This window comes from Mycolicibacterium pallens, assembly GCF_019456675.1.
Lineage (GTDB): Bacteria > Actinomycetota > Actinomycetes > Mycobacteriales > Mycobacteriaceae > Mycobacterium > Mycobacterium crocinum.
Window position 1 is genome coordinate 3,900,588 of sequence record NZ_CP080333.1, and the last position, 26,877, is coordinate 3,927,464.

General features: G+C 67.3%; 28 protein-coding genes. 12 read left to right on the forward strand and 16 right to left on the reverse strand.

Annotation, left to right across the window (positions count from 1 at the left end; genetic code table 11):
* Positions 1-138 precede the first annotated feature (138 nt).
* From K0O64_RS19130 to K0O64_RS30315, 3 genes are all read left to right on the forward strand, one after another.
* On the forward strand, positions 139-444 hold the full coding sequence (locus K0O64_RS19130) for an ArsR/SmtB family transcription factor (RefSeq protein ID WP_220045661.1): 306 nt from the start codon (positions 139-141) through the stop codon (positions 442-444).
* Positions 441-863: a Fur family transcriptional regulator gene (locus K0O64_RS19135; RefSeq protein ID WP_220045662.1), complete on the forward strand. Its 423-nt coding sequence runs from the start codon at positions 441-443 to the stop codon at positions 861-863. The genes K0O64_RS19130 and K0O64_RS19135 overlap by 4 nt, the downstream gene beginning before the upstream one ends.
* Positions 864-1,065: 202 nt before the next feature.
* On the forward strand, positions 1,066-1,587 hold the full coding sequence (locus K0O64_RS30315) for a GIY-YIG nuclease family protein (protein ID WP_344791261.1): 522 nt from the start codon (positions 1,066-1,068) through the stop codon (positions 1,585-1,587).
* A gap of 110 nt (positions 1,588-1,697) precedes the next feature.
* On the opposite strand, the gene K0O64_RS19140 is transcribed toward K0O64_RS30315, so the two are convergent.
* From K0O64_RS19140 to recO, 3 genes are read right to left on the reverse strand one after another with little or no spacing between them, the layout of a single operon-like run.
* Positions 1,698-2,081: a hypothetical protein gene (locus K0O64_RS19140; protein WP_220045663.1), complete on the reverse strand. Its 384-nt coding sequence runs from the start codon at positions 2,079-2,081 to the stop codon at positions 1,698-1,700.
* A gap of 1 nt (position 2,082) precedes the next feature.
* Positions 2,083-2,997, reverse strand: a complete 915-nt coding sequence (locus tag K0O64_RS19145) for a decaprenyl diphosphate synthase (RefSeq protein WP_220046510.1) — start codon at positions 2,995-2,997, stop codon at positions 2,083-2,085.
* On the reverse strand, positions 2,957-3,778 hold the full coding sequence (gene recO, locus K0O64_RS19150; protein WP_220045664.1) for a DNA repair protein RecO: 822 nt from the start codon (positions 3,776-3,778) through the stop codon (positions 2,957-2,959). Before recO ends, K0O64_RS19145 begins: the two co-directional genes overlap by 41 nt.
* 64 nt (positions 3,779-3,842) lie before the next feature.
* On the opposite strand from recO, the gene K0O64_RS19155 reads away from it, so the two are divergent.
* Positions 3,843-5,297: an amidase gene (locus K0O64_RS19155; RefSeq protein WP_220045665.1), complete on the forward strand. Its 1,455-nt coding sequence runs from the start codon at positions 3,843-3,845 to the stop codon at positions 5,295-5,297.
* 36 nt (positions 5,298-5,333) lie between these two features.
* Complete coding sequence (locus K0O64_RS19160) at positions 5,334-5,648, forward strand: nuclear transport factor 2 family protein (protein ID WP_225933484.1); 315 nt, start codon at positions 5,334-5,336, stop codon at positions 5,646-5,648.
* A gap of 3 nt (positions 5,649-5,651) precedes the next feature.
* On the opposite strand, the gene era is transcribed toward K0O64_RS19160, so the two are convergent.
* The 6 genes from era to K0O64_RS19190 all read right to left on the reverse strand — a co-directional run bounded on the left by era (position 5,652) and on the right by K0O64_RS19190 (position 11,168).
* Positions 5,652-6,554, reverse strand: a complete 903-nt coding sequence (era, locus tag K0O64_RS19165) for a GTPase Era (RefSeq protein WP_220046511.1) — start codon at positions 6,552-6,554, stop codon at positions 5,652-5,654.
* A 10-nt stretch (positions 6,555-6,564) separates the two neighbouring features.
* The gene (locus K0O64_RS19170) at positions 6,565-7,857 is read right to left on the reverse strand and encodes a hemolysin family protein (protein WP_071943228.1); all 1,293 of its coding nucleotides are present in this window, start codon (positions 7,855-7,857) and stop codon (positions 6,565-6,567) included.
* The gene (gene ybeY, locus K0O64_RS19175; RefSeq protein ID WP_071943226.1) at positions 7,854-8,390 is read right to left on the reverse strand and encodes an rRNA maturation RNase YbeY; all 537 of its coding nucleotides are present in this window, start codon (positions 8,388-8,390) and stop codon (positions 7,854-7,856) included. Before ybeY ends, K0O64_RS19170 begins: the two co-directional genes overlap by 4 nt.
* A 13-nt stretch (positions 8,391-8,403) precedes the next feature.
* Positions 8,404-9,432 (reverse strand): PhoH family protein, encoded by a 1,029-nt coding sequence (locus K0O64_RS19180; RefSeq protein ID WP_071943224.1) that lies wholly within the window; start codon positions 9,430-9,432, stop codon positions 8,404-8,406.
* Positions 9,433-9,513: 81 nt separating this feature from the next.
* The gene (locus K0O64_RS19185) at positions 9,514-9,930 is read right to left on the reverse strand and encodes a nuclear transport factor 2 family protein (protein WP_071943222.1); all 417 of its coding nucleotides are present in this window, start codon (positions 9,928-9,930) and stop codon (positions 9,514-9,516) included.
* On the reverse strand, positions 9,927-11,168 hold the full coding sequence (locus K0O64_RS19190; protein ID WP_071943220.1) for a cytochrome P450: 1,242 nt from the start codon (positions 11,166-11,168) through the stop codon (positions 9,927-9,929). Before K0O64_RS19190 ends, K0O64_RS19185 begins: the two co-directional genes overlap by 4 nt.
* Before the next feature lie 112 nt (positions 11,169-11,280).
* On the opposite strand from K0O64_RS19190, the gene K0O64_RS19195 reads away from it, so the two are divergent.
* Complete coding sequence (locus tag K0O64_RS19195) at positions 11,281-12,465, forward strand: LuxR C-terminal-related transcriptional regulator (protein WP_220046512.1); 1,185 nt, start codon at positions 11,281-11,283, stop codon at positions 12,463-12,465.
* A 1-nt stretch (position 12,466) separates the two neighbouring features.
* Here K0O64_RS19195 and K0O64_RS19200 read toward each other — a convergent pair whose 3' ends face one another.
* The 3 genes from K0O64_RS19200 to hrcA are packed head-to-tail and all read right to left on the reverse strand — an operon-like array spanning position 12,467 to position 15,457.
* On the reverse strand, positions 12,467-13,219 hold the full coding sequence (locus K0O64_RS19200) for a 16S rRNA (uracil(1498)-N(3))-methyltransferase (RefSeq protein WP_071943216.1): 753 nt from the start codon (positions 13,217-13,219) through the stop codon (positions 12,467-12,469).
* Between the two features lie 3 nt (positions 13,220-13,222).
* A complete protein-coding gene (gene dnaJ / locus K0O64_RS19205) occupies positions 13,223-14,365 on the reverse strand; it encodes a molecular chaperone DnaJ (RefSeq protein WP_220045666.1) in 1,143 nt (380 codons plus the stop codon).
* Positions 14,366-14,419: 54 nt separating this feature from the next.
* The gene (hrcA, locus tag K0O64_RS19210; RefSeq protein ID WP_071943212.1) at positions 14,420-15,457 is read right to left on the reverse strand and encodes a heat-inducible transcriptional repressor HrcA; all 1,038 of its coding nucleotides are present in this window, start codon (positions 15,455-15,457) and stop codon (positions 14,420-14,422) included.
* Between the two features lie 193 nt (positions 15,458-15,650).
* Between hrcA and K0O64_RS19215 the strand changes: the two genes are divergently transcribed.
* Entirely contained in the window at positions 15,651-15,974 is a 324-nt protein-coding gene (locus K0O64_RS19215; protein ID WP_071943210.1) for a type II toxin-antitoxin system VapB family antitoxin, read from the forward strand.
* Here the strand turns inward: K0O64_RS19215 and K0O64_RS19220 are convergent.
* Together K0O64_RS19220 and K0O64_RS19225 are read right to left on the reverse strand one after the other, a co-directional pair.
* Positions 15,956-17,461 (reverse strand): sensor histidine kinase, encoded by a 1,506-nt coding sequence (locus K0O64_RS19220; protein WP_225933485.1) that lies wholly within the window; start codon positions 17,459-17,461, stop codon positions 15,956-15,958. The genes K0O64_RS19215 and K0O64_RS19220 overlap by 19 nt on opposite strands.
* Positions 17,458-18,237 carry a response regulator transcription factor gene (locus tag K0O64_RS19225; protein ID WP_071943206.1) on the reverse strand — a complete coding sequence of 260 codons (780 nt, stop codon included), beginning with the start codon at positions 18,235-18,237 and terminating at the stop codon, positions 17,458-17,460. Before K0O64_RS19225 ends, K0O64_RS19220 begins: the two co-directional genes overlap by 4 nt.
* A gap of 369 nt (positions 18,238-18,606) precedes the next feature.
* On the opposite strand from K0O64_RS19225, the gene K0O64_RS19230 reads away from it, so the two are divergent.
* On the forward strand, positions 18,607-20,832 hold the full coding sequence (locus tag K0O64_RS19230) for a SulP family inorganic anion transporter (RefSeq protein WP_220045667.1): 2,226 nt from the start codon (positions 18,607-18,609) through the stop codon (positions 20,830-20,832).
* Positions 20,833-20,980: 148 nt separating this feature from the next.
* The gene (locus K0O64_RS19235; RefSeq protein WP_071943202.1) at positions 20,981-21,214 is read left to right on the forward strand and encodes a hypothetical protein; all 234 of its coding nucleotides are present in this window, start codon (positions 20,981-20,983) and stop codon (positions 21,212-21,214) included.
* Between the two features lie 75 nt (positions 21,215-21,289).
* On the opposite strand, the gene hemW is transcribed toward K0O64_RS19235, so the two are convergent.
* Positions 21,290-22,465 carry a radical SAM family heme chaperone HemW gene (gene hemW / locus K0O64_RS19240; RefSeq protein ID WP_071943200.1) on the reverse strand — a complete coding sequence of 392 codons (1,176 nt, stop codon included), beginning with the start codon at positions 22,463-22,465 and terminating at the stop codon, positions 21,290-21,292.
* A gap of 307 nt (positions 22,466-22,772) precedes the next feature.
* Here hemW and K0O64_RS19245 point away from each other — a divergent pair, with 307 nt between their 5' ends.
* From K0O64_RS19245 to K0O64_RS19255, 3 genes are read left to right on the forward strand one after another with little or no spacing between them, the layout of a single operon-like run.
* A complete protein-coding gene (locus tag K0O64_RS19245; RefSeq protein ID WP_071943198.1) occupies positions 22,773-24,443 on the forward strand; it encodes a nitrite/sulfite reductase in 1,671 nt (556 codons plus the stop codon).
* Positions 24,440-25,153: a phosphoadenylyl-sulfate reductase gene (locus K0O64_RS19250; RefSeq protein WP_071943196.1), complete on the forward strand. Its 714-nt coding sequence runs from the start codon at positions 24,440-24,442 to the stop codon at positions 25,151-25,153. The genes K0O64_RS19245 and K0O64_RS19250 overlap by 4 nt, the downstream gene beginning before the upstream one ends.
* Positions 25,132-25,854, forward strand: coding sequence for a sirohydrochlorin chelatase (locus K0O64_RS19255; RefSeq protein WP_071943194.1), 723 nt, complete (start codon positions 25,132-25,134; stop codon positions 25,852-25,854). Before K0O64_RS19250 ends, K0O64_RS19255 begins: the two co-directional genes overlap by 22 nt.
* On the opposite strand, the gene K0O64_RS19260 is transcribed toward K0O64_RS19255, so the two are convergent.
* Positions 25,851-26,873, reverse strand: a complete 1,023-nt coding sequence (locus K0O64_RS19260) for a sulfate/molybdate ABC transporter ATP-binding protein (protein WP_071943192.1) — start codon at positions 26,871-26,873, stop codon at positions 25,851-25,853. The two genes, K0O64_RS19255 and K0O64_RS19260, sit on opposite strands and share 4 nt — an antisense overlap.
* Positions 26,874-26,877 lie beyond the last annotated feature (4 nt).

Consider the following 26,877-nt stretch of genomic DNA (forward strand, 5'->3'; position numbering starts at 1 on the left):
GTGGGGCCACTCCTGTCTGTTGGCGGACAACAGCCATACAGCCTAACGACCCACCGAAGCAACTTTTGACATGCGTGATCGTGCATGGAAAAGTGGAGCGGCAAGTGGAAATCGTTTCCAATAGCGTGGAGGTGTTGCATGACCACCGCCACCGACCACGCCGCCCTCCTCGAACGCGCCGGTGAGCTGTTGCGCGCGCTGGCCGCGCCGGTGCGCATCGCGATTGTGCTGCAACTGCGGGAATCTCAGCGCTGCGTGCATGAACTCGTCGACGTCCTCGACGTCCCGCAGCCGCTGGTCAGCCAGCACCTGCGAATCCTGAAGGCCGCCGGGGTGGTGGCCGGCGAACGGTCCGGGCGCGAGGTGATGTATCGGCTGGTCGACGAACACCTGGCCGAGATCATCGTCGCCGCCATCGACCACGCCGGCGAGGAACACCCGTGACCGGCGCCGACACTCGTCCTCGCGCCGGCGCCGGCGGCGTACGCGCCACCCGCCAGCGGGCGGCGATCATCGCGTTGCTCGACACCGTCGACGAGTTCCGCTCGGCTCAGGAATTGCATGACGAGCTGCGCCGCCGCGGCGAGAACATCGGACTGACCACGGTGTACCGCACACTGCAGTCGCTGTCGGCGGCCGACCTGGTCGACATGGTGCGCACCGACACCGGCGAGTCGGTCTACCGCCGCTGCGCCGGGAACGACCACCATCACCATCTGGTGTGCCGCAGTTGCGGTGCGGCGGTGGAGGTCAGCGGCCGTGAGGTCGAGGCCTGGGCCGCGGAAGTGGCTGAGCAACACGGCTTTTCGAATGTCAGCCATACCATCGAGCTGTTCGGCACCTGCGGACAGTGCCGCGACTGAGCTGTACACATTGAGTGAGCGTTGACGCAGACAACGTGCGAGTGGCGTGAAACGTGGTTGCTCACTCAACGCGCATGCCCGTTGCGTCCTGCAGTATCGAAGCGTGCCCACCTCAGATGACGTCGCACGCTACCTGGCCGCGAATATCCACAGCCGCGCAGACGTCTTGGCGAAGTCACCCCTCGTGGAGCCTGCCCCTGGGGTGTATGGGTGGTGGTTTCGGGAGCTGCCAGCCGACATCGATATCGCAGACTGCCAGTCTCGTGACGGACTAACCCTTCTCTACGCGGGCATCAGCCCGCAAGCGCCGCCACGGAGCGGACGAAGCCCCAGTAAGCAGACGCTCCACAAACGGATTCGAACCCATTACACCGGTAATGCCGCTCGATCGACGCTGCGCCTCACCCTCGGCTGCCTGTTGGCGGACCGCCTGGCTATCGAGTTGCGACTGTACGGCTCGGGGGCGCGTCTTCACTTCGGAGCTGGCGAACAGGATCTGTCTCGATGGATGGCCGCAAACGCTTTCGTATCGTGGTACCCGATTGCCCAACCCTGGCTCCTAGAGGACCACCTGTTGGAGACGCTTGATCTTCCGCTCAACTTGGATAAGAACAACCGCAACCCATTTCACGCGAGGCTGAAGCATGCCCGCGCTACAGCAAGGGAGAAAGCACGGTCACTTCCCGCGCTGCCCAATCCAGGTATCGGTGGAACTCACATCTGATTAACCGCCGTCGCCCCGGGCAGTGCGCGGGCTCGTCGCCGAGATCGACGTTTTGTCGCGATCCACTCGAACTTTCGCTGCGAAACGTCGGTTTGGGCGAGGGGACGCGCCTAGTCGACGAGCGCGCGGCGGGCATCGGCCCCGCCGGCCAGCACCATCAACACCAGCGTCTGCAGCGCCCCGTCGGCCAGGCCGTCGCCGGGAAAGTTGTAGCGCAGCATCACGTCGCCCTTCTTGCCGGACTCGACCAACGTCACGGTCCCCAGCATCGTCGACTGTGCTTGTGCGGCAACACGTTTACGCAAGCCGGCGTTCAGCGGCAGATCCCAGGCCAGCACCTGCGTCACCGACACCATCTCGATGTCCTCGGCGATCGTGACCACGCGCAGCGAGGCGAACGTGCCTTCGTAGCGCACCGTCAGCGCGCCGTCGGCCTCCACCTCGACGGGCAGGACCGCGCTCAACGCCTCGGCCAGCCGTGCGTCGAGTCCCATCTCAGGCCCGGCCGAAGCGCCGGTTGCGTTCGGCGTACTCCTCGCATGCCGCCCACAGATCGCGCCGGTCGTAATCGGGCCAGAGCTTGTCCTGGAAGACGTACTCGGCGTACGCGGACTGCCACAGCATGAAGTTGCTCGCCCGCTGCTCCCCCGACGTCCTGATGAACAGGTCGACGTCGGGAATGTCGGGCCGGTGCAGGTGCTCGGCGATCGTGGCCTCGTTCACCCGTTCCGGGTCGACCCGGCCCGCCACCGCATCGCGCGCGATTTGTTTTGCCGCTTCGGCGATTTCGGCCCGGCCGCCGTAGTTCACGCAGTAGTTCACAGTGATGACGTCGTTGCCGACGGTCATGTTCTCGGCGATGTCGAATTCCTTGATCACGCTGCGCCACATCCGCGCCCGCGACCCCACCCAGCGCATGTTGACGCCCATGGCGTCCAGGTTTTCGCGGCGCCGGCGCACCACCTCGCGGTTGAAGCCCATCAGGAACCGCACCTCTTCGGTACTGCGCCGCCAGTTCTCGGTGGAGAACGCATACACCGACAGATGCTGGATACCGATCTCGATGGCTCCACAAGTGATGTCAATCAGCACCGCCTCACCCATCTTGTGGCCCTCGGTGCGGCTCAACCCGCGCTGCGTGGCCCATCGCCCGTTGCCGTCCATCACGACGGCCACGTGCTTGGGCATCTGGGCGGCCGGGATCGACGGCGGCACGGCCTTGGAGGTGTGCTGGGGCGGCCGGCGCGGCCCGCCGTCCGGCGCGGGCGGCAGCTCGGGAAACACGACCGGCCACACAGAGGTGTCCGGGAACATCGGGTAATCGTCGGGCGCCGGGGGCAGCTGCGGAAAGGTCTCTTTCCGCCTGCGCTCAGCCCCCCGCCACGAGCTGGTCACCCGGTTCATCGCCATATGGCTCATCCTGCCTGAACCTCTCCATCCCGTGGTCAGCGGCCCGCCGGTAGACCCGCTCCACCAGCGGCAAGGTGCGCAGCTGGCGTTCCAGATGCCACTGCAGATGCGCAGCCACCAAGCCGCTGGCGTGGCTGCGGTGCGACGGCGTCGAGGCCTCCGCGAGCTCCCAGTCGCCGTCGTGCAGCGCCGCCATCAGATCCAGCACGGCCTGCGGCGGCGTCGTCGAGCCGGACGGACGGCAATGCATACAGACGCTGCCACCAGCGGCGATGTGGAATGCGCGGTGCGGGCCCGGCGCCGCGCAGCGGGCACATTCGGTCAGCGACGGCGCCCAGCCGGCGATCCCCATGGCCCGCAACAGGTAGGCGTCCAGGACCAGTTCGCGGCTGCGGGTGCCGTCGGCCACCGCACGCAACGCCCCGACCGTGAGCCGGTGCAGTGCCGGCGCCGGAGCACGTTCCTCGCCGGCCAGCCGTTCGGCGGTCTCCAGCACCGCGCAGGCGCTGGTGTAGCGGCCGTAGTCGCTGACAATGTCGGTGGCGAAGGCGTCGATCGACACCACCTGGGTGACGATGTCCAGGTTGCGACCGGGGTGCAGCTGGACGTCGATGTGGGCGAACGGCTCCAGCCGGGAACCGAATTTGCTGCGGGTACGGCGCACACCCTTGGCAACCGCGCGGACCAGGCCGTGGTCGCGGGTCAGCAAGGTGACAATGCGGTCGGCTTCACCGAGCTTGTGCTGGCGCAGCACGACCGCCCGATCCCGATACAGCCGCATCTGACGAGTTTCCCACCGCATTGCGACATAAGCACGGACGCGCGCCGTTAGTCTCGACGTCGCCATGACAGCTCACGGGAGTTTGGGCAGGCCGCCGCGGTTTCCGACCATCGGTGAGCAGCTCTATCAGTTGGCCAGCGGCACGGTCACGTCCGCCGAACTGGTCCGCCGGTCATTGCGCGCGATCACCGCGAGCCAGTCCACCCTCAACGCCTTCCGGGTGGTACTCACCGAGTCCGCGCTCGCCGAGGCCGCCGACGCAGACCGCCGCCGCGCCGCCGGTGAACAGGCGCCCCTGCTGGGCATCCCCATCGCGGTCAAGGACGACGTCGACATCGCCGGGGTGCCGACCTCCTTCGGAACCGCCGGACGCATCCGGCCCGCCACCGAGGACGCCGAGATGGTACGTCGGCTACGGGAGGCGGGCGCGGTCATCGTCGGCAAGACGAACTGCTGCGAACTCGGACAGTGGCCGTTCACCAGCGGACCGGCCTTCGGGCACACCCGTAATCCGTGGTCGCGCAAGCACACTCCGGGCGGCTCCTCGGGCGGCAGCGCCGCCGCGGTCGCCGCAGGCCTGGTCCCCGCGGCCATCGGTTCCGACGGCGCGGGCAGCGTCCGGGTGCCCGCCGCCTGGACCCACCTGGTCGGCATCAAGCCGCAGCGTGGCCGCATCTCCACCTGGCCGGTGCACGACCCGTTCAACGGCATCACCGTCAATGGGGTGCTGGCCCGCACGGTGGCCGACGCGGCGCTGCTCCTCGACGCCGTGTCGGGCAACCACGAGGACGACCCGTTCAAGCCGCCGCCGGTGCTGATGTCGGACTCTGTCGGCGCCGCCCAGGGGCCGCTGAAGATCGCGCTGTCCACCCGGTTTCCGTTCACGTTCTTCGGCGCCAAGTTGCATCCGGAGATCCGCGTCGCGCTGAGCGGGGTCGCCGAACAGCTCGGCATGCTCGGCCACACCGTGATGGCGGGCAACCCCAACTACGGGCTGCGGCTGCCGCTGACGTTCCTGCCCCGCTCCACCGCCGGGCTGCTGGACTGGGCCGAGCGGCTCGGCGAGGACGTCACCTTCGATCCGCGGACCGAGTCCAACATGCGGATCGGCCGGCTGTTGTCGGGATCGATGTTGCGCCACGCCCGGGCCAGCGAACCCAGGCTGCACCGCCGCGTCGGAGAGATCTTCCGCTCCGTCGACGTCGTGCTCGCGCCGACGACTGCGCAGCCTCCGCCCCCGGCGCGCAGGTTCGACAGCCTAGGACCGATGGGCACCGACCGCGCGATGATCGCCGCCTGCCCGGTCACGTTCCCGTGGAATCTGTTGGGCTGGCCGTCGATCAGCGTCCCGGCCGGTTTCACCTCCGACGGCCTGCCGATCGGGGTACAGCTGATGGGCCCGGCCAATAGCGAGCCGCTGCTGATCTCACTGGCCGCCGAGCTGGAGGCCATCAACGGCTGGGCCAACAAGCAACCCGAGATCTGGTGGAACACCCCGGTGCCGACCGATCACCAATAAATAGCCATTACGGGTAATTGTCGGCACACGGGTGCGTTGGTAGGACTTCTCGGGTCCTGGGAGGACCGCGACCTCGACGTCATCTGTGAGGCATTCGCCGACGACGCGGTCTACCACAATGTGCCCGTCGCACCGATCACCGGAATCGCCGGTATCCGCGCAATCTTTCGCGCGTTCCTGGACGCGTTCGCCGAGGCCAAGCTCGACATCGTCACGCTGGCCGCCGAACCCGGTCTGGTGCTCGTCGAGCGCAGCGACTACTTCACGATGAACGACGGCCGCAAGATCGTCCGGTTCAGCGACTACTTCGATCTCGCTGACTTCGAACGGCAGAGCGGGTTTAAGCTCTAACCTCTAAAACCCAAGCCGGCCAAGCTGTTTGGGGTCACGCTGCCAATTCTTGGCGATCTTGACCCGCAGATCGAGGTACACCTTGGTGCCGAGCAGCTTCTCGATCTGCGTACGGGCCACCGTCCCAACCTCTTTGAGCCGGGCCCCGCCCTTACCGATGACGATGCCCTTCTGGCTGTCCCGCTCGACATACAGCACGGCATGCACATCGATCAGATCATCCCGGTCGGGGCGCTCCTCGATCTCCTCGATCACCACCGCCAGCGAGTGCGGCAATTCGTCGCGCACACCTTCCAACGCGGCCTCGCGGATGAGCTCGGCCATCAGCACTTCTTCGGGTTCGTCGGTGAGCTCGCCGTCGGGATAAAAGGCCGGGCCGGGCGGCAATTGACCGGCCAGCACGTCGATCAGGACGTCGACTTGGTCGCCTCGCGTCGCCGACACCGGGACGATCTCGGCCGCGGTGTCGCCGACCAGTTCGTGGACGGCGATCAGCTGCGCGGCCACCCGGTCCTTGGCCACCTTGTCGATCTTGGTGACGATGACGACGAGCGTGGTGCGCGGCGCCACCTCGCGGATCTGTTCGTAGATCCAGCGGTCGCCGGGCCCGATGTTCTCGTCGGCGGGAATGCACAGCCCGATGACGTCGACTTCGGAGTAGGTGTCGCGGACCAGGTCGTTGAGCCGCTTACCCAGCAGGGTGCGCGGGCGATGCAGGCCCGGGGTGTCGACCAACACGATCTGAAACTCCGGGCGGTGCACGATGCCGCGGATCGTGTGCCGGGTGGTCTGCGGACGGTTGGAGGTGATCGCCACCTTGGTGCCGACCAGAGCGTTGGTCAACGTCGACTTCCCGGTGTTGGGCCTGCCGACCAGACAGACGAAGCCAGAACGGAATTCGCTTATCGCAGCCGCGTCACTCATCCTCGTCGCTTCCTTCCGGCTCGATCCGGCTGACCAGCACGGTGCCGATGCGCAGCCGTCCCCGGTGATCCCGGCCGCCCTCAGCCTGCAGCCGCAGCCCATGGGAGACCACCTCGGCCCCGGGCAGCGGCACCCTGCCGAGCTCGAGGGCAAGCAGACCACCGACGGTGTCGACGTCGAGGTCCTCTTCGAACTCGACGTCATAAAGCTCGCCGACGTCCTGAATCGGCAAGCGCGCCGACACCCGGAACTTGTTGTCGCCCAATTCTTCGACCGGCGCCACCTCGCGGGTGTCGTACTCGTCGGCGATCTCGCCGACGATCTCCTCCAGGACGTCTTCGATGGTGACCAGGCCCGCGATTGCGCCGTACTCGTCGACCAGCAGGGCCATGTGATTGCGGTCGCGCTGCATTTCGCGCAGCAGCTCGTCGAGCGGTTTGGAGTCCGGGACGAACACCGCCGGGCGCATGATGTCAGCGACCTTGGTGCCGCGACCGCTGTCCGACGAATAGTAAGTGCGCTGCACAAGGTCTTTGAGATAGACAACGCCGACGACATCATCGACGTTCTCGCCGATCACCGGGATGCGCGAGTAGCCACTGCGCACCGCCAACGATGTCGCCTGGCTGGCGGACTTGTCGTTCTCGATCCACACCATCTCGGTGCGCGGCACCATGACCTCACGCGCCGCGGTGTCGCCGAGTTCGAACACCGACTGGATCATCCGGCGTTCGTCGTCGGCCACCACACCACGCTGCTGCGCCAGGTCGACCACCTCACGCAGCTCGATCTCGGACGCGAACGGTCCATTGCGGAAACCGCGACCCGGGGTGAGCGCATTACCGAGCACGATCAGCAGCCGGCTGATCGGAGTGAGCAGCACTGAAATGGCTTGCAGCGGAACTGCCGACGTCAAGGCGATGGTGTAGGCGTTCTGCCTGCCGATGGTCCGCGGTCCGACGCCCATCGCGACGAAGCTGGCGACCGTCATGATCGCTGCCGCCACCACCAGCCCCCACTTCAGCCCGAGGTCATCCCACAGGAAGGCGACCAACAGCACGGTCGCGGCGGCCTCGCACGCAATACGCAGCAGCACAACGAGATTGATGTAGCGCGGCCGCTCGGCCATGATCCTGGCCAGGCGCAGCGCGCCGGGGCGCTCGTCGCGCACCAGCTCCTCGACCCGCGCGATCGACACGGTGCTGATCGCGGCGTCGATCGCGGCGAACAGCCCGCCCAGCGCAATCAGCGCGATCGCGCCGAGCAGCGCACTCCATCCGGTCACGGTTGGTCGAAATACCGCGACTTGTCGAGCAGCCGCCGGTCCTTCTCGTTCTGCCGATCCTGGTGATAGGCCTCGACCTGCTCGGCCACCCACTCTTCGAGGAGCTTGCGTTGCAGGTCGAACATTTCCTTTTCCTCGTCCGGCTCCGCGTGGTCGTAGCCGAGCAGGTGCAGCACCCCGTGCACCGTCAGCAGCGCCAGCTCCTGACCGAGGCTGTGCCCGGCGGAGGCGGCCTGGTCGGCGGCGAACTGCGGGCACAACACGATGTCGCCGAGCATCGACGGCCCCGGTTCGGGCGCGTCCGGGCGGCCGCCGGGCTCGAGCTCGTCCATCGGAAAGCTCATCACGTCGGTGGGGCCGGGCAGATCCATCCATCGCATGTGCAGGTCGGCCATCGCGTTGGTGTCCAGCAGCACCATCGACAGTTCGGCGGCCGGGTTGACGTCCATGCGGCGGATCACGAAGCGCGCGACGCTGATCAGTTCCTCTTCGGAAACGTCGAGGCCGGATTCGTTGGATACCTCGATAGTCATGTCTGGGGCGTCCCTACCGCCGCGTCGAGCGTCGTTGGGAACGGTTCATCAGCGCGGGCTGCTCGGCTTTCGCGTAGGCGTCGACGATCTCCGAGACCAACCGGTGGCGCACCACGTCGGCGCTGGTGAGCTCGGCGAAGTGAATGTCGGCGATGCCGTCGAGGATGTCCATCGCCGCGCGCAGACCGGACTTGGCGCCGCCGGGCAGGTCGACCTGCGTGACGTCACCGGTGACGACCATCTTGGAGCCGAAGCCGAGGCGGGTGAGGAACATCTTCATCTGCTCGGCGGTGGTGTTCTGCGCCTCGTCGAGGATGATGAACGCGTCATTGAGCGAGCGGCCGCGCATGAAGGCCAGCGGGGCAACCTCAATCACCCCGGCGCTCAACAGGTTTGGGATGGCCGCCGGATCCATCATGTCGTGCAGCGCGTCGTAGAGCGGCCGCAGATAGGGATCGATCTTCTCGGTCAGCGTGCCGGGCAGAAAGCCAAGGCGCTCACCGGCTTCCACCGCGGGGCGGGTCAGGATGATGCGGGTGACCTGCTTGGTCTGTAGCGCGTGGACCGCCTTCGCCATGGCCAGGTAGGTCTTGCCGGTGCCGGCCGGTCCGATGCCGAACACGATCGTGTGCGCATCGATGGCGTCGACGTAACGCTTCTGGTTGAGGGTCTTGGGCCGAATCGTCTTGCCGCGCCGCGACAGGATGTCCAGCGTCAGCACCTCGGCCGGCGACTCGTTGTCGGCGCCGGCCATCATTCCGACGCTGCGGCGCACCGCGTCCGGGGACAGCGTCTGACCGCCGGCCACAATCGCGATGAGTTCGGACAGAACCCGCTCGGCCATCGCCACGTCGGCCGCGTCACCGGAGATGGTGACGGTGTTTCCCCGGACATGCACATCGGCCGAGAGGCTGCGTTCGAGGGCGCGCAGGTTTTCGTCAGCGGAACCCAGCAGGCCCACGACGAGGTCGGGCGGAACAGTCATGCTGCTGCGCACCTGGCTGTCATCAGGGCGAGCAGCGGTCGTCTCGCGGGGCGTCACGTGGTCTTCGAAGCCTGCTTCCTGGGTTCCGGTTACAACTGAAGCCCCAGTTTACCGCCCGAACGGCACGCCTCCCACTGGTTAACCCACACTCTGAGCGAACGCCTGATGGGTCAGCGCCGAGTTCATGAAGTCCCGGAAGTGCAGCCACTTACCGTCGCGCAGCGTGATGATGTGGGCAAACTCCGATTCCCAGGTGTGTCCGGTCGCCGGCCGACGGAACTTCTGGTGTCCCCAGACCGCCAGGTTGTCGCCATCGCCGATGAACAGCCACGGCTCCATCGCCACAATGTCGATGTGAGCACCGACCGTCCTGAAGAACTCGGTTGCCTCCGCGATGCCCCGGTAGTCCCCGGCGTAGGGAATGGCGTCACTGCCGTAGTAGGTGATGCGGATGTCCGGATCCAGATGGCGCAGCGCGGTGTCGAGGTCGCCGGCCGGGACCGCGGCGTAAATGGCCCTGGTGGTCGCGATATTGGCGCTTTCAGTGATGGTCATCGGGTCAGCTGCAGCGGCAGGCGGACGAAGCCGTGGGTCAGCAGGCTGGCGGTCTGGCGCTCGCCGGGCTCCTCGGACAGGCCGATCACCGAATAGCGGTCCAGCACCGCGTTGACGATCGCGAGCACCTCCAGCCGGGCCAGCGGCGCCCCGAGGCAGAAATGCAGGCCGTGACCGAAGGCCAGGTGCTGACGGATATTGGGCCGGTCCAGGTCCAGCCGCTCGGGATCGTCGAACACGGCCGGGTCATGATTGGCCGATCCGAAGAACAACGCCACCCACTCCCCTTTGCGGATCGTGGCGCCGTCGATCTCGACGTCGCGGGTCGCGATCCGGAACAACCGGTTGGGCCCGGTGAGCCGCGCGACCTCCTCGATAAAGGTGCTCAGCAGCGAGCGGTCGGCCCGCAGCCGGGCGGTGACCGCAGGTTCGCGTGCCATCGCATGCAGGACGCTGCCGATCAGATAGGTGGTTGTCTCGCTGCCGGCCACCACGAGCGTCACGCAGAACCGCACCACCTGTTCCGGAGTCAGCCGCTGACCGTCCAGTTCGGCGCGCAACAGCGCCGAGATGAGGTCTTCGGCGTCCTCGATATCTTGTGAATCATCCACGCGGGCAAGCTTTTCCGTCACTCGTTCGGTGAACGCGGTCACCATCTCGAAGTTGCTGGCCATCCGTTCCTCAGCGCTCATCGTCGACGAGAGCATGAACGCATTGGCCCAGTTCTTGAACCGGACATGGTCACCCTCGGGCAGACCGAGCAGCCGCACCATCGCCCGGGTGGGCACCTCGTCGGCGAACTCCATGACATCGCGATCGCCGTCGCCGCCGGTGCGGTCGTCGAAGTCGGCGAGCAGACGCGGAACCAACTGATCCAGCCAGTCCTCGAGCCGCCGAATGCGCCGCGGCGAGAACGCCTGGCTGACCAGCTTGCGTTCGGCGGTATGCGCGGGCGCGTCGGTGTTCACCAGCATCAGGCTCGGAGCCGACGACGCCTCCTGGATCGGGTCGCGCGAGGAGAACGTCTCGCTGTCGCGGGCCGCCGCGAGCACCTGGTCATAGCGGAACAGCGCCCACGCGGTGACCGGTTCGTCGGCACCGGGCACCGTGCCCGGCGGCCAGTCCTGATAGCCCGCCACCGGGGAGGCATCCCGCAGTTGCTCGTAGAGCGGATAGGGGTTCGCGATCCCGTCCGCGGTGGTGAGCAGGTGCAGGGCTGAGGCGGTCGTCGAGGTCATGCCATCAGCTTCATTGCTGGCAGGGGGCATGGTCGATCTCCCGATAGAGGTCAGTTGCGCTCCCGAGCGGGCAGTTTTGCCACCACCGCCGCGATCGCGGTGAGACGATCGCCTGACTGTGACCACCCCTACCGACTGTCTGCCCGTCACCGCGCTCGTCGACGGCAACCACCCCGGCTGGGCCTCCAAGGCCCCGCCGGTCAGTGCGGTGTCCCGCCGTTACGACGAGGCCTGCCGGTCGGGCATCGTCGAACGCGCCGACGACCCGATCCGGGCCGTCGCCGACACCGTCGACGCCCAGGCCACCCTGGTGCGCGAGGCGCTGGAAGCCCTCGGCGACGAGAAGGCGCTGGCCGCACTGGAAGCCGTGCTCGACCTGTCTCTGCTGGAGCGCCAGCTCATCGAGGACAGTGCCCGGCGCCGGACGCTGGCGCTGCTGCGGGTTCAGGAAGGCTTATCCAAGCTGCGCGGAATCGACGAGGTCGCCAAGATCGTCGACCGCGCTCCGCGGGAACTCGTCGAGTCGTGCGGCTTCGACCGTGCGGTGCTGTTCCGGGTGCACGAGGGCAAGATGGTGATGGAATCGGCGTACTTCGGCGACGACGTCGACGGCGCCGAGAAGATGATCGCCTTCGCGCAGTCGGTCGCCCCACCGCTGGATCACATGCTGCTCCAGACGCAGATGATCCGCAGGCACGCACCGGAAATCGTGCGTGACGCCCGCAACGATCCGCGGGTCAACCGCCCGATCATCGATTTCTCGCTGACCCGCTCCTATGTCGCGGCGCCGGTCATGCCGACCGGACGGGTGATCGGCTTCCTGCACGCCGACCGGCTGTACTCCGGGCGCACCGTCGACGAGATCGACCGCGACACCGTGTGGGCGTTCGCCGAGGGATTCGGCTATGCCTTCGAACGCACCGTGCTGATGGAGCGGATGCGCCGCCAGCACGCCGACGTGCGCGCCGCACTGGCCACCGCGGAGCAGGCCGCCCAAGCACTGCAGGACGCGGACTTGGAGTTGCGCAAGGTCGAACCCGCCGAACGCAGTCCGGCCAGCCGCCGGCCGGCCGAGGTCGAGTCGCGGGTGCACGAGATGCTGACCCGCCGTGAAGCCGAGGTGCTGCGGCTGATGGCCGACGGGCGGACCAACCAGCAGATCGCCGACGAACTCGTCATCACCCCGGGGACCGTGAAATCCCATGTGAAACGGGTGCTTCGGAAGCTGCACGCCAGCAACCGCGCCGAGGCCGCGTCGATCTACGCGCGCCTGGCCGCCCGGCCCGATCCGTCCTGACTCAGACCGTCGACCATCGGTCGGTGAGCACGCCGAGCGCGCCCAAAGCCACCGCGGCCGCACTCGTGGTGCGCAGCACCGTGGGCCCGAGCCGGACCGCCGTGGCACCGGCGTCGGTCAGCCGGGCGAGTTCGGCGTCGCTGATACCACCCTCGGGACCCACCAGCAACAGGATCGAATCCGCTTGGGCCACCGGCAGTTCGGCCAGCGGGCGGTCGGCCGATTCGTGCAGTGCCAGCACCAGTCCGCCGGCACCGGCACGCTCGGCGACCACACCCGCCAGCGCGGCCGTCGTCATCGGACCGTCGATCTGCGGGATGTAGGCGCGCCGTGACTGCCTGGCCGCAGAACGCGCGACCGCACGCCAGCGGCGCAGCCCCTTCTCCGCGCGCTCACCGTCCCAACGCGCGACACACCGGTCGGCCTGCCAGGCGATGAAGTCGTCGGCGCCGGCCTCGGTCGCCAACTCGATCGCCAGCTCCGAACGCTCCGATTTCGGAATACCCTGCGCCACAGTCACTGTCGGGTGCGGACGCGGCGCCGTCCAACGTTCCAGCACCTGGGCCGAGAAGCCCCGCTTGCTGGTCTCCTCGACCTCGCAGCGCGCCAGCGTTCCGTCGCCGTCGGACAGGACCAGCCGCTCCCCGGGCCGGATCCGCCGGACCGTGGCGGCGTGGAAACCCTCGTCGCCGTCGACGACAGCCTGCTGCCCGACCGCCGGGATGGCGTCGGCGTAGAACAGTGTGTCGGCCAACGCCTAACGGCCGCTGAATGTCTCGCGCAGCCGGCTGAACAGTCCGCCGGCGTTGCCGGCCGCGGCATGCGTGGATTTGACCTCGGGTTCGGCGTGGCTGCGGGCTTTGAACTCGCCGAGCAATTCCTTGGCCCGGGCGTCGAGCTTGCCGGGCACCGTCACCTCGATGTGTGCGTGCAGGTCACCGCGGACGCCGGAACGCAGATGCGGCATCCCATGCCCGCGCAGCGTGATCACCGAGCCGGGTTGGGTGCCCGGCGCCACGGTGATCTCGGTCAGTCCGTCGAGGATGTCGTCGACGGTGACCGAGGTACCCAGCGCGGCGTCCACCATCGGCACCGACACGGTCAGGTGCAGGTCGTCGCCGTCGCGGACGAACGCGTCGTGCTGCTGCTCGTGCACCTCGACGTAGAGGTCACCCGCCGGACCACCGCCCGGACCGACCTCGCCCTGCGCGGCCAACCGCACTCGCATGCCGTCGCCGACACCGGCCGGGATCTTCACGCTGATGTCGCGCCGGGCGCGCACCCGTCCGTCACCGGCGCACCGGTGGCACGGGTCGGGGATGACCTCGCCAACACCGCGGCAGGTCGGACACGGCCGCGACGTCATGACCTGACCCAGCAGCGAACGCTGTACCGTCTGCACCTCACCACGTCCACCGCAGGTGTCGCAGGCCGTCGGGCTGGAGTCGCCGTGAGTTCCCTTGCCCTGGCACACATCACAGAGCACCGCGGTGTCGACGGTCACCTGCTTGGTGACACCGGTCGCGCACTCCGAGAGGTCCAGGCGCATCCGCAGCAGCGAGTCCGAACCCGGGCGCACCCGGCCGATCGGGCCGCGCGATCCGCCGCCACCACCGAAGAACGCCTCGAACACGTCACCCAGGCCGCCGAAGCCGCCGAACCCGTTGGCACCCGCCGCGGCGCCTTCCAGCGGGTCGCCACCCAGGTCGACGATGCGCCGCTTCTCCGGATCGGACAGCACCTCGTAGGCGGCGCTGATCTCCTTGAACTTGTGCTGGGCCTCTTCGTCGGGGTTGACGTCGGGGTGGTACTCGCGGGCCAGCTTTCGATAGGCGCGCTTGATCTCCTGATCGCTGGCGCCCTTGCTCACCCCGAGCAAGCCGTAGTAGTCCCGTGCCACTGTTGACCTTTCGAATCCCCGCCGGCTAGCCGGCTCGGTGTCTAATGTCGCCGGCTACCCGGCTCGGTGTCCTAGGACATCGCCGATGTACATCGCAACCGCCGCGACATTGGCGATAGTTCCCGGATAGTCCATTCTGGTGGGTCCCAAAACACCCATACCGCCGTACACGGTGCCCGAGCTGCCGTAGGTCGTGGTGACCACCGACGTTCCGGCCATCTGTTCGGCCTCGGTCTCCTGGCCGATCCGCACCGTGACTTTACCCGCTTCCTGTGACGCGGCCAGCAGCCGAAGCACCACGACCTGTTCCTCGAGGGCCTCGAGGATCGAGCGCAACGACCCGCCGAAGTCGGCGGTGTTGCGGGTCAGGTTGGCGGTGCCGCCCATCAGCAGGCGTTCCTCGTTGTGCTCGACCAGCGACTCCAGCAGCACGGTCGCCGACCGCCCGACGGCATCGCCCAGGCCGCCCGACCCGTCGAGCCGCGCGGCCAGATCGGCCACCGCGACCGAGGCCGCCGCCAGACGTTTGCCCTCCAGCGCCTGACCGAGCAATTCCCGCAACTGCGACAGCTGGTGCTCGTCGATGGTGTCGCCGAGCTCGACGATGCGCTGATCGACCCGGCCCGAATCGGTGATGACGACCATCAGCAGCCGGGCCGGAGTCAGCGCGACGATCTCGAGGTGTCGCACCGTCGAGGTGGATAGCGTCGGGTACTGGACGATCGCCACCTGCCGGGTCAGCTGGGCCAGCAGTTTCACCGCGCGGCGCAGCACGTCGTCGAGGTCGACGCCGGACTCGAGGAACTGCATGATCGCCCGACGTTCAGAAGTCGACAGCGGCTTGACGTCGTCGATGCGGTTGACGAACTCCCGATAACCCTTCTCGGTGGGCACCCGCCCGGAGCTCGTGTGGGGCTGGGTGATGTATCCCTCGGCCTCTAGTACCGCCATGTCGTTGCGCACCGTTGCGCTCGAAACGCCCAGGTTGTGGCGGTCGACGAGGGCCTTGGAACCGATCGGCTCCTTGGTCGCCACGAAGTCGGCGACGATGGCACGGAGCACCTCGAAACGACGGTCGTCAGCACTTCCCATCCGGTACACCTCCAAGTCGTCTCCATTTTACGGACTCTCACGTCCGCTTTTAGCACCCACGCACGCCGAGTGCCACCGCGTGGTGCCGGCGACGCACGGATGTTCGCCCACCGCTGACGTTCCGGCCACCAGCGACTAGCCTTGCTCAAATGGTGATGCGGGGTCGGGCGGCTGCGGCCGGGACGACGGCCCGATGATCTTCAAAGGCGTTCGGGACGGCAAGCCATACCCCGAGCACAATCTGAGCTACCGCGACTGGTCGCAGATTCCGCCGCGACAGATCCGCCTCGACGAGTTGGTCACCACCACCACGGTGCTGGCGCTGGACCGGCTGCTGTCCGAGGACTCGACCTTCTACGGGGACCTGTTCCCGCACGCGGTCCGCTGGCGGGGCGTGATCTACCTCGAGGACGGCCTGCACCGGGCGGTACGGGCCGCGCTGCGCAATCGGACCGTGCTGCATGCCCGGGTCTACGACATGGATGGCAGCGCGGCCGATCAGTTCTCGGCCAGCTGAGCGGCTGCCGGCAGCCGCACCCTGAATTCCGTTCTGCCCGGCCGTGATTGAGCGGTCACGGTCCCGCCGTGGGCCTCGACGATCGACAACACGATCGCCAACCCCAGACCGCTGCAGCCCAGGTCGCGCGACCGCGACTTGTCGGCCCGGACGAACCGCCCGAAGAGATTGGGCATGATCTCCTCCGGGATGCCGGGCCCGTCGTCGGTGACGACGAGATCTACCCACCCGTCGCTGCCGGTGGTGAGTGAGGTGATCACGGTGACGCCGGGAGGAGTGTGCACCCGGGCGTTACCGAGCAGGTTCGCGAGCAGCTGATGCAGCCGGGCGCGGTCGCCGCGCACCCAGATCGCCTCGTCGGGCAGGTCGATCGTGAAGTGGTGTTCCGGTGCGCTCACCGCGGCGTCGTTGACCGCGTCGGCGACGACGTCGCACAGATCGAGATCCTCGACCTCGAGGTCGCCACCCTCGTCGAGACGCGACAGCAGCAGTAGGTCGGCCACCAGTGAGGTCATCCGCCGTGACTCCGCCTCGATGCGGGCGAGCGCGTATTCGGTGGTCGGTGGCAGCACCTCGCTGTCCTGCCGGGTCAGTTCGGCGTACCCGAGGATCGCGGCCAGCGGGGTCCGCAGCTCGTGGCTGGCGTCGGTGAGGAACTGGCGGGTCCGCCGATCCGACGCGGCAATCTCACCCAACGCGGAGTCGACATTGGCGAGCAGCCGGTTGAGGGTGTGGCCGACGACCCCGATCTCGCTGCGACGGTCGGTGTCGGCCGGGCTCACACGGGCGGTGATCCGGTAGTCGGTGGCATCGAGCGGCAGGGCGGCGACCTGCCCGGCAACGTCCGCTACCCGCCGCAGCGGTCGCAGCGCGTAGTTCACCACGATCATCGTCCCGACCGCGGTCACCGCGACGGCGAGGATCACCAGCACCGCCACCGTCAGGCCCTTGCCGGCCACGGTCTTGTTCGCCAGATCCAGCGACACGGCCGACACCAGTCGCTCACCACCGGGGAAATCCCGGTGCCCCACCCGATGCGACCCCATACTGCCGAGGTCGACGGTCTGCGGGTCGCCCTTGCCCCAGTCGATCGTCTCCAACGCCCGCAGGACGTCCGGCGGCGCCGGGACGGGTTCGCCGTCGGTGAACGCACTGCCGTACACCGCGCGGTCGTTGTCCAGCATGGCGATCACCGTGCCCGGACCCTGACCCGGGAACTCATTGAGGTCGCCGTGGCCCGCGCCACCGTCGGCCGGTTGCTCGATCTCTCCGTACCGTTTGGCTTTGGCATACGAATAACTAAAGGCGGCAAGCGAATTGGAGACCTGACTGTTGGCCAGGCTCACCGCCTCGTCGCGCAGGCTCATCACCGCAACCGCACCGATCCCGATCATCGCGATGCTGCTGATCGCCGACACCCAGATCACCAACCGCCGGCGCAGCGAGCGGGGATGCCACCGCCTCTCGTTGTGGTGAGCCGGCGTCACCGCTCTGGCCGGAGCATGTACCCGACGCCGCGGACCGTATGGATCATCGGTTCGCGCCCGGCGTCGATCTTGCGGCGCAGATAGGAGATGTAGAGGTCGACGATGCTGGACCGGCCGCCGAAGCCGTAGTTCCACACCCGGTCCAGGATCTCGGCGCGAGCGATCGCGCGCCGCGGATTGCGCATCAGATACCGCAGCAACTCGAACTCGGTGGTGGTCAGCGAGATCGGCTCGTCACCGCGGGTGACCTCCCGGCTCGCACCGTCGAGCACCAGATCGCCGACCTTGAGCACCTCGTCCTCGGGTGCGGTGGTGGCCTTCGAACGCCGCAGCAGGCCGCGCAGCCGGGCGACCAACTCCTCGAGGCTGAACGGCTTGGTCAGGTAGTCGTCGGCGCCCGCGGTCAGTCCGGTCACCCGGTCCATCACCGAGTCGCGAGCCGTCAGGAACAGCGTCGGCGTGTAGGCGTCCGTCTCCCTGGTCATCTTGAGGATCTGCAGTCCGTCGGTGTCGGGCAGCATGATGTCGAGCACCAGGAGGTCGGGCTCGAAGTCCCGGAACTTCGTCAGGGCGTCGCGACCGTCGCCGGCCGTCTCCACTTCCCAGCCCTCGTAGTGCAGCGCCATCTTGACCAGATTTGTCAGCGCCGGCTCATCGTCGACGAGCAGCACGCGGATGGGCGAACCGTCGGCCCGGGAGATGCGCGGAAGCTGCCCGAGGATGGCCTGACGAGGGCGGAGCGGACGGGACGAGGACTGTGCGACCGGTATAGCCATACTTCGATTCTGGTGAAAACACAGGAATCTGTCATGGACCCCATATCTGTTTCATATCTTGGCCGGTCGCAGCACTGACGCACGCGTCGGCGTATTGCGTTCGCCGCCATGGCTTTCCGGCAGCACCTGTTAGGCGCGACACATTTTGGTCACAACTCGATGCCGCCGCAGGCGCGTAGATATGGATCCGATATGGATTCCTTGAAGGCGTCCTGAAACCACACCTACTGTCGCGCTTGTGAATTCGCGCCGCGTCAGTGGCCGGATCCGTGAATCGACTGTCAATTAATAGATCTCGCTTACTCAGTCAGGAGTCTGGCCTTGCAGCGTTCCACCGCGCCTCTCGAAGGTTCCGAAGAACCGGGCAGGATGTCCACAATCCTGCGCTATGACCTGCCGGCCTCGCTGGTGGTCTTTCTGGTGGCTCTGCCACTGTCTCTGGGTATCGCCATCGCCTCCGACGCACCGGTGCTGGCGGGCTTGATCGCGGCAATCGTCGGCGGTGTGATCGCCGGCGCCCTTGGCGGCTCACCCCTGCAGGTCAGCGGACCCGCGGCCGGCCTGACCGTCATCGTGGCGGGCCTCGTCGCCGAATTCGGCTGGGCGGTGACCTGCGGGATCACGGTCTGCGCCGGCCTCCTCCAGGTCCTCCTGGGGGTCAGCCGGGTGGGCCGCGCGGCGCTGGCGATCTCGCCGATGGTCGTGCACGCCATGCTGGCCGGCATCGGTGTCACGATCGCGCTGCAGCAGGTCCACGTCCTGCTCGGCGGCAGCTCCGAGAGCTCAGCCTGGCGCAATATCACCGAACTGCCCGGTCAGCTGGTCAACGCCGATCACGCCGGGCTGGCCGTCGGGCTGCTGGTGATCGGAATCCTGGTGGCCTGGCGCTGGGTGCCCGCGAAAGTTCGCAAGGTGCCCGGCCCGCTGGTCGCGATCGTCGTCGCCAGTGCGGTGTCGGTGCTCTTCGCGCTGAACGTGCCGCACATTCAGCTCAACGGTTCGCTGCTCGACGCCCTGGCGCCTCCCGGCCTACCGGACGGCAACTGGGGCGCGTTCGCGACGGGCGTAATCACCGTGGCGCTGATCGCCAGCGTGGAAAGCCTGCTCACCGCGGTCGCGGTGGACCGCATGCAGGACGGTCCGCGGTCGAACCTCAACCGCGAACTGGTGGGCCAGGGTGCCGCGAACGTGGTGTCCGGCGCGGTTGGCGGGCTTCCGATCACCGGTGTGATCGTGCGCAGTTCGGCCAACGTCGCCGCAGGTGCCAAGACCCGCGCCTCGGCGATCCTGCACGGCGTCTGGGTCCTGGTCTTCGCGCTGCCGTTCGCCGGTCTGGCCCAGCAGATCCCCACCGCGGCGCTGGCCGGGCTGCTGATCGTCATCGGAATCCAGCTGGTGAAGCTCAGCCACATCAAGACCGCCCGGCGGACCGGGGACATCGCGGTGTACCTGGTGACGATCACCGGGGTGGTCTTCCTCAACCTGCTCGAGGGCGTTCTGCTCGGGTTGGCGCTGGCCGTCGCGCTGACCGTGTGGCGGGTGGCGCGGGCCCGAGTCCACGCCCAGCCGGCCGATGATCACGAGGACAACGACGACTGGCGCGTCGCGGTCGAGGGGTCGGCCACGTTCCTGTCTCTTCCTGCGTTGCACAAGACCCTGGCGTCGGTGCCGCCCGGTGTGCGCGTCACGCTGGAGATCTCGGTCGATTTCATCGACCACGCCGCACACCAGGTCATCGAGGACTGGCAGCGCCAGCATGAGGCCTCCGGCGGCACCGTGGTGGTGCAGGAAGTCGGCTCGGTCGAACTGAGCAGCGCGCTGGACGGACCGCCGCAGCGGGCCTTTTCACTGATCGACAAGCGGCTCGGGATGGTGCCGTGGAGTTCCTGGCAAGACCCGGACACCACCAACGGCCAGGACCGGCGCGACACCCCGCCGAAGTCGGTTCTCGACGGGCTGGAGGTGTACCACCGCAGGACCGCGCCCCAAATACGGCCCCATATGGAGAGATTGGCGCATGCCCATCAGGCCGAGACACTGTTCATCACCTGCACCGACGCCCGGATCGTGCCCAATGCGATCACCAGCAGCGGGCCGGGCGACCTGTTCACGGTGCGCAACGTCGGCGGCCTGGTGCCGGCCGACCAGCTCGATCACTCGGTGGAAGCGGCGATCGCGTATGCGGTCGGCAGGTTGAAGGTGTCGTCCATCGTCGTGTGCGGCCATTCCTCCTGTGGTGCAATGCATGCCGCGCTGCGCGAGCAGGGAGTCGGTGGCGAGCGGGAGCCCGGTGAGGAACACCTGCGATCGTGGCTGAAGTATGCCCAGCCGGCTTTGGACGCTTTCGACGAGGGCCGGCATCCGATCGCGCAATCGGCGGCCGAGCAGGGGTTCAATACCGCGGACCAGCTGAGCATGGTCAGCGTGGCGGTGCAGGTGGACACCCTGGTGCGACACCCGTTGATCCACGATCTGCACCAGCGGGGTCGGCTGACCGTCGTCGGGTTGTTCTACGACATCGCCAGCGCCAGAGTGCTGCACGTCGAGCCGATGACCACCGCCTCGTTGCAGACCAACGGATCCCGCGTTCGATGATCGAGTTCGTTTGCCGGTCAATAGATTTGACTATGACATGAAACCCGTGACCGACTCCGGTTCGGAGCATAGAGTGGAGTTATCGGGCAGATCACCGAAACCTACACTCCCCCAACGGTTTCTCTCCCGACCAACGAAAGGACGATCAATGACGATCAAACTCCGCCACCTCGCCCCGCTCGTTGCCGCCGGTGCCGCAGCACTGGCCGTCGGCCTCGCCCCGAGCGCCGGCGCGGCACCCAATCCGGTCGACTGCCTGGACAAGGGCGGCGCGACCATGTGCCAGAAGAACGGTCACGCGCGGATTCACGCCACACCCCCTGCCACCTCGCCCCAGCAGGCGTTCGGCTTCAACGGAATTCCCATGTGGGTGCTGGGCTAACCGGCAGGTATGCCGGGCAAGGCCGCGGGAAGTGCCTACCCCCCAGGCTCCCCCGCGGCCTTGCCGTGTCCGGCGTCAGTCGTCGAGCACGTCTCGCACCACGGCGTCGGCCAGCAGCCGGCCGCGGTCGGTTAGCACGAACCGATCACCGGCCGGGATCAACAACCCCTCGGTCACCGCAACACCGGCGCGCAGCCGTTCGGAGTCCGTCAACGCCGAAACCGGTAGCCCGCTGCTCAACCGAATCCCCAACAGCACGTTCTCAATATGGCGGGCGTGAGCGTCGAGACGCTCGAAATCGGCCACCGGCAATCGGCCGTCGGCGAGCTGCTCGGCATAAGCGTTGGGATGCTTGACGTTCCACCACCGCGTGTCGCCGACGAACCCGTGAGCGCCGGGTCCCGCACCCCACCACTGCCCGCCGTTCCAGTAGCCGATGTTGTGCCTGCACTCACCGCCGGGACGACTCCAGTTGGACACCTCGTACCACGCCAACCCCGCCGCCGATAGTCGCTGGTCGAGTAGTTCGTAGCGGTGGGCGAGCACATCGTCATCCGGTGCGGCGATCTCGCCGCGGCGCACCCGGCGGGCCAGCGCGGTGCCGTCCTCGACAACCAGGGCGTAGGCCGAGACGTGGTCGACACCGGCGGACAGCGCGGCATCGACGGAACGCAGCAGATCGTCGTCGGACTCTCCCGGCGTGCCGTAGATGAGATCGATGTTGAGGTGCTCGAAGCCGGCGGCGGTCGCCTCGGCCGCCGCCTGCAGCGCCCGCCCCGGCGAATGGGTCCGGTCCAGGACAGCCAGCACGCGAGGCGCGGTTGACTGCATGCCCAGCGACACCCTGGTGTAGCCGGCGGCACGGATCTGGTCGAAGAACTCCGGGGACGTCGATTCCGGGTTGGCTTCGGTGGTGACCTCCGCGTCGGCGGCAAGCGTGAAGTTGTCCCGGATCGCGCTCAGCACCTCGGTCAGGCCGGTGCCGCCGAGCAGCGACGGAGTGCCGCCGCCGACGAAGACCGTGTCGACGTCCACCTCGCCCAGCAGTCCTGCGGTCAGTTCCAGCTCGGTGCGCAGTGCCGTCAGCCAGCCGTGCGGGGAGGCGCCTCCCAGCTCACCGGCGGTATAGGTGTTGAAGTCGCAGTACCCGCAGCGGGTAGCGCAGAACGGAACATGGACGTAAATGCCGAACGCCGTGCCGGGCGTCAGGGCGAGTTCCGGTAGGGCGGTCGGCGCAGGACGGACCGACATGTCTCCAGTGTCCCAGAGCCGAGTTTTGCTCACCGCGAGTCAAAATTTGGCCCGGTTAGAGCTATCGAGGTCGTTCGTGGCAGAATGGCCCGCATGACAGCCCCCCAGACCCTGCGCAGCCCTGCGCTGGTGGTGCGGCGGCATGTCGATTTCAAGCGCGTCTGTACCTGTTGTTGTCTGGCTTGACGCCGTAGACCCGCCCACCTGTATTTCAGCTGGCCGACCGGATCTGCGCCGCCGGAAACAGCTCACCGGTGGATCAGCGCGATTCGAACGCCAGCTCCTTGACCATTGAGGAGCACATTTCATGAGTCAGCCGACCAAGGCGCCCAAGACTCGCAGCGAAGGCCAGTGGGCCCTCGGTGAGCGCGAACCGCTCAATCCCAACGAGCAGTTCAAGAAGGACGACGACGCACTCAACGTGCGGGCGCGCATCCTCGACACGTACTCCAAGCAGGGCTTCGACAGCATCGACAAGACCGATCTTCGCGGCCGGATGCGCTGGATGGGTCTCTACACCCAGCGTGAGCAGGGCTACGACGGCACGTTCACCGGCGATGAGAACGCCGACCTGCTGGAGGCCAAGTACTTCATGATGCGGGTGCGCTGCGATGGTGGCGCGCTCTCGGCCGCCGCGCTGCGCACGATCGGCGAGATCTCCACCGAGTTCGCCCGCGACACCGCTGACATCTCCGACCGCGAGAACGTCCAGTACCACTGGATCCGGATCGAGGATGTGCCGCAGATCTGGGAGCGCCTCGCCGCGGTCGGGCTGCAGACCACCGAGGCGTGCGGCGACTGCCCGCGCGTGGTGCTGGGCGGCCCGCTCAACGGTGAGTCGAAAGACGAAGTGCTGGACCCGTCGTGGGCGGTCGACGAGATCGTGCGGCGCTACGTCGGCAACCCGTCGTTCTCCAACCTGCCGCGCAAGTACAAGACCGCGATCTCGGGTCTGCAGGACGTCGCTCACGAGGTCAACGACATCGCGTTCATCGGGGTGAACCACCCCGAGCACGGACCGGGCCTCGACCTCTGGGTCGGCGGCGGGCTGTCCACCAACCCGATGCTCGCCCAGCGCCTCGGCGCGTGGGTGCCGCTCGACGAGGTGCCCGAGGTGTGGGAGGCCGTCACCTCGGCGTTCCGCGACTACGGCTATCGCCGGCTGCGCAGCAAGGCGCGGCTGAAGTTCCTGATCAAGGACTGGGGCGTCGAGAAGTTCCGGCAGGTCGTCGAGGACGAGTATTTGGGCCGCAAGCTGATCGACGGCCCCGCGCCGGAGCCGCTGAAGCACCCGATCGACCACGTCGGGATCCAGAAGCAGAAGAACGGGCTCAACGCCGTCGGCGTCGCCCCGATCGCGGGCCGCGTCACCGGCACGATCCTGACAAAGATCGCGAACCTCGCCGAGGCCGCGGGCTCCGACCGGATCCGGTTGACGCCGTATCAGAAGCTGGTCGTCCTCGACGTGGCCGATGACAAGTTGGACGAGTTGGTCGCCGGCCTCGATGCGCTGGGTCTGCCGTCACGGCCGTCGTCGTGGCGCAAGAACCTGATGGCCTGCACCGGCATCGAGTACTGCAAGCTGTCCTTCGCCGAGACCCGCAACCGTGCTCAGGTGCTGGTGCCCGAACTCGAGCAGCGCCTGGAGGATCTCAACTCCACTCTGGACGTGCCGGTCACCGTCAACATCAACGGCTGCCCGAACTCGTGTGCCCGTATCCAGGTCGCCGACATCGGTTTCAAGGGCCAGATGGTGGACGACGGTGACGGCAACTCGGTCGAGGGTTTCCAGGTTCACCTGGGCGGCAGCCTTGGCCTGGACAGCGGATTCGGCCGCAAACTGCGCCAGCACAAGGTCACCAGCGCGGAACTCGGCGACTACATCGAGCGAGTGGTGCGCAACTTCGTGAAACAAAGAAACGACGGAGAGCGTTTCGCCCAGTGGGCAATCCGGGCAGAAGAAGAGGAATTGCGATGAGTATTGGGGTGGATCGAGTGACCGAGGCCGAGCTGCGCGAGCTGGCGGCACAGGGCGCTGCCGAGCTGGCCAATGCCAGTGCGGTCGAACTGCTGGAGTGGACCGACAAGCATTTCGGCGGTGAATACGTCGTGGCCTCCAACATGCAGGACGCGGTGCTGGTCGACATGGCCGCCAAGGTGCGCCCCGGCGTGGACGTGCTGTTCCTGGACACCGGCTACCACTTCGCCGAGACCATCGGCACCCGCGACGCGGTCGAGGCGGTCTACGACATCCATGTCGTGAACGTGACTCCCGAGCGCACGGTGGCCGAGCAGGACCAGCTGCTGGGTAAGGATCTGTTCGCCAGCAATCCGACGGAATGCTGCCGAGTGCGCAAGGTGGAGCCGCTGAGCAAGGCGCTGCGCGGCTACACCGCCTGGGTCACCGGCATTCGCCGTGTCGAGGCACCGACGCGTGCCAACGCCCCGCTGATCAGCTTCGACGAAGGCTTCAAGCTGGTGAAGATCAACCCGCTGGCCGCGTGGAGCGATGAGGACATGGACGCCTACATCCAGGCCAACGGCGTGCTGGTGAATCCGCTTGTCGAGGAAGGCTATCCGTCGATCGGATGCGCGCCGTGCACGGCCAAGCCGCTCGAGGGCGCCGACCCGCGCAGCGGACGCTGGCAGGGGCTGGCCAAAACCGAATGCGGGCTCCACGTTTCGTGAGCCTCATCCTCACCGCACACGGCAGCGCCGATCCGCGTTCAGCGGTCACCACATACGCGGTGGCCGACCATGTCCGCGCACTGCGACCCGAGCTCGATGTGCGAGTGGCGTTCTGCGAGAAGCACTCTCCTAATCTGAGTGATGTTCTGCGCACGCTCGACGGCCCGGCCGTCGTCACGCCCCTGCTGCTGGCCAGCGCCTATCACGCTCGCGTCGACATCCCGGCGATGATCGCCGATGCCGGCGCCGATGTGGTGCAGGCCGACACGCTCGGCGAGGATCCGCGCCTGCTGAAAGTCATGCGGGAACGCTTGGCGGAGCACCAGATTCACCAGTTCGAGCGTGGGCTCGGGGTGCTGGTGGTGGCCGTCGGCTCGTCACATGCCGCCGCCAACGCGCGCACCGCCGCGCTGGCCGACGCGTTGGGCCGCGGCACCCGGTGGTCCGGAGTGCAGGTCGCCTACGCCACCGGACCGAATCCGTCGGTGCAGGACGGCATTGAGCTGCTGCGCACACGCGGAGCACGCCGGATCGTCGTCGCGCCGTGGTTCATCGCACCGGGGCGCATCACCGACCGGGTGGCCGCAATCGCCGATGCCGCAGGGCTTTCCATGGTCGCACCGCTGGGCGCGCATCGGCTGGTGGCCGAGACGCTGCTCGACCGATTCGACCACGCGGTCGCGGCCAGGCTTGCCGCCTAGCTGGCGGCGACCTGAACTTCACCGGCGATCGGCGGTACGCGGGTGGCCCGCACATAGACGGTGTCGCCCTCTTTCAGCCCCAGCGCCTCGGCATCACCGCGGGTGATCTGCGCGGTGAACGGCGCGCCGTTGGTGGCGCTGGTGAGTTCCACCCGCACTTCGAAGCCCAGGTAGACGACCCGGTCGATGGTCGCTCGGGTCACCCCGGTCGACTCCGCGGTGCCGTCGCCTGCGGCGATTGCCATTTCGGGATTGCGGCCGACTCGAATGTCGTGCGGCCGCACCAGGATTCCGTTGAGCGCCGAGACTGTGCCCAGGAACGACATCACGAACGCGTTGGCTGGGCTGTCGTAAACATCGGTGGGCGAACCGATCTGCTCGATGCGGCCCTTGTTGAGCACCGCGATTCGGTCGGCGACATCCAACGCCTCGGCCTGATCGTGGGTGACGAGCACCGTCGTGACATGCACCTCGTCATGGAGCCGTCGCAGCCAGGCCCGAAGATCGTCGCGCACCTTGGCGTCCAGCGCACCGAACGGCTCGTCGAGCAGCAGCACTTCCGGATCGACGGCCAGTGCGCGTGCCAACGCCATCCGCTGGCGCTGCCCTCCGGAAAGCTGGTTGGGATAACGGGTTTGGAAGCCGGCCAACCCGACGACCTCCAGCAGATCGTCGACCTTCGCCTTGACCTCGGCCTTGGACTTTTTCCGGATCTTGAGCCCGAACGCGACGTTGTCGCGCACCGTCAGGTGTTTGAACGCGGCGTAGTGCTGGAACACGAAGCCGATACCGCGCCGCTGCGGGGGCACGTTGGTGACATCGCGCCCGTTGATGGTGATGGTCCCGGTGTCGGGCTGGTCCAGGCCGGCGATGGCGCGCAGTAGCGTCGACTTCCCCGAGCCGCTGGGACCGAGCAGTGCGGTCAACGAGCCGGCCGGCACCACGAAGTCGACGTTGTCGAGGGCGGCGAAGTCACCGTAGCGCTTGTTGGCGCCCAGGACAGTGATGGCATTGGTCATGGAA

What these genes read in the sequence shown, in the direction of transcription:
- K0O64_RS19250 (WP_071943196.1), top strand. Translation starts at nt 24,440, where the DNA reads ATGAGTATTGGGGTGGATCGAGTGACCGAGGCCGAGCTGCGCGAGCTG.
- K0O64_RS19130 (WP_220045661.1), top strand. Translation starts at nt 139, where the DNA reads ATGACCACCGCCACCGACCACGCCGCCCTCCTCGAACGCGCCGGTGAG.
- K0O64_RS19140 (WP_220045663.1), bottom strand. Translation starts at nt 2,081, where the DNA reads ATGGGACTCGACGCACGGCTGGCCGAGGCGTTGAGCGCGGTCCTGCCC.
- K0O64_RS19235 (WP_071943202.1), top strand. Translation starts at nt 20,981, where the DNA reads ATGACGATCAAACTCCGCCACCTCGCCCCGCTCGTTGCCGCCGGTGCC.
- hrcA (WP_071943212.1), bottom strand. Translation starts at nt 15,457, where the DNA reads ATGGGAAGTGCTGACGACCGTCGTTTCGAGGTGCTCCGTGCCATCGTC.
- recO (WP_220045664.1), bottom strand. Translation starts at nt 3,778, where the DNA reads ATGCGGCTGTATCGGGATCGGGCGGTCGTGCTGCGCCAGCACAAGCTC.
- K0O64_RS19230 (WP_220045667.1), top strand. Translation starts at nt 18,607, where the DNA reads ATGTCCACAATCCTGCGCTATGACCTGCCGGCCTCGCTGGTGGTCTTT.
- K0O64_RS19145 (WP_220046510.1), bottom strand. Translation starts at nt 2,997, where the DNA reads ATGGCGATGAACCGGGTGACCAGCTCGTGGCGGGGGGCTGAGCGCAGG.
- K0O64_RS19245 (WP_071943198.1), top strand. Translation starts at nt 22,773, where the DNA reads ATGAGTCAGCCGACCAAGGCGCCCAAGACTCGCAGCGAAGGCCAGTGG.
- K0O64_RS19260 (WP_071943192.1), bottom strand. Translation starts at nt 26,873, where the DNA reads ATGACCAATGCCATCACTGTCCTGGGCGCCAACAAGCGCTACGGTGAC.
- ybeY (WP_071943226.1), bottom strand. Translation starts at nt 8,390, where the DNA reads ATGACTATCGAGGTATCCAACGAATCCGGCCTCGACGTTTCCGAAGAG.
- K0O64_RS19215 (WP_071943210.1), top strand. Translation starts at nt 15,651, where the DNA reads ATGATCTTCAAAGGCGTTCGGGACGGCAAGCCATACCCCGAGCACAAT.
- K0O64_RS19185 (WP_071943222.1), bottom strand. Translation starts at nt 9,930, where the DNA reads ATGACCATCACTGAAAGCGCCAATATCGCGACCACCAGGGCCATTTAC.
- K0O64_RS19255 (WP_071943194.1), top strand. Translation starts at nt 25,132, where the DNA reads ATGCGGGCTCCACGTTTCGTGAGCCTCATCCTCACCGCACACGGCAGC.
- K0O64_RS19190 (WP_071943220.1), bottom strand. Translation starts at nt 11,168, where the DNA reads ATGACCTCGACGACCGCCTCAGCCCTGCACCTGCTCACCACCGCGGAC.
- K0O64_RS19225 (WP_071943206.1), bottom strand. Translation starts at nt 18,237, where the DNA reads ATGGCTATACCGGTCGCACAGTCCTCGTCCCGTCCGCTCCGCCCTCGT.
- hemW (WP_071943200.1), bottom strand. Translation starts at nt 22,465, where the DNA reads ATGTCGGTCCGTCCTGCGCCGACCGCCCTACCGGAACTCGCCCTGACG.
- K0O64_RS19155 (WP_220045665.1), top strand. Translation starts at nt 3,843, where the DNA reads ATGACAGCTCACGGGAGTTTGGGCAGGCCGCCGCGGTTTCCGACCATC.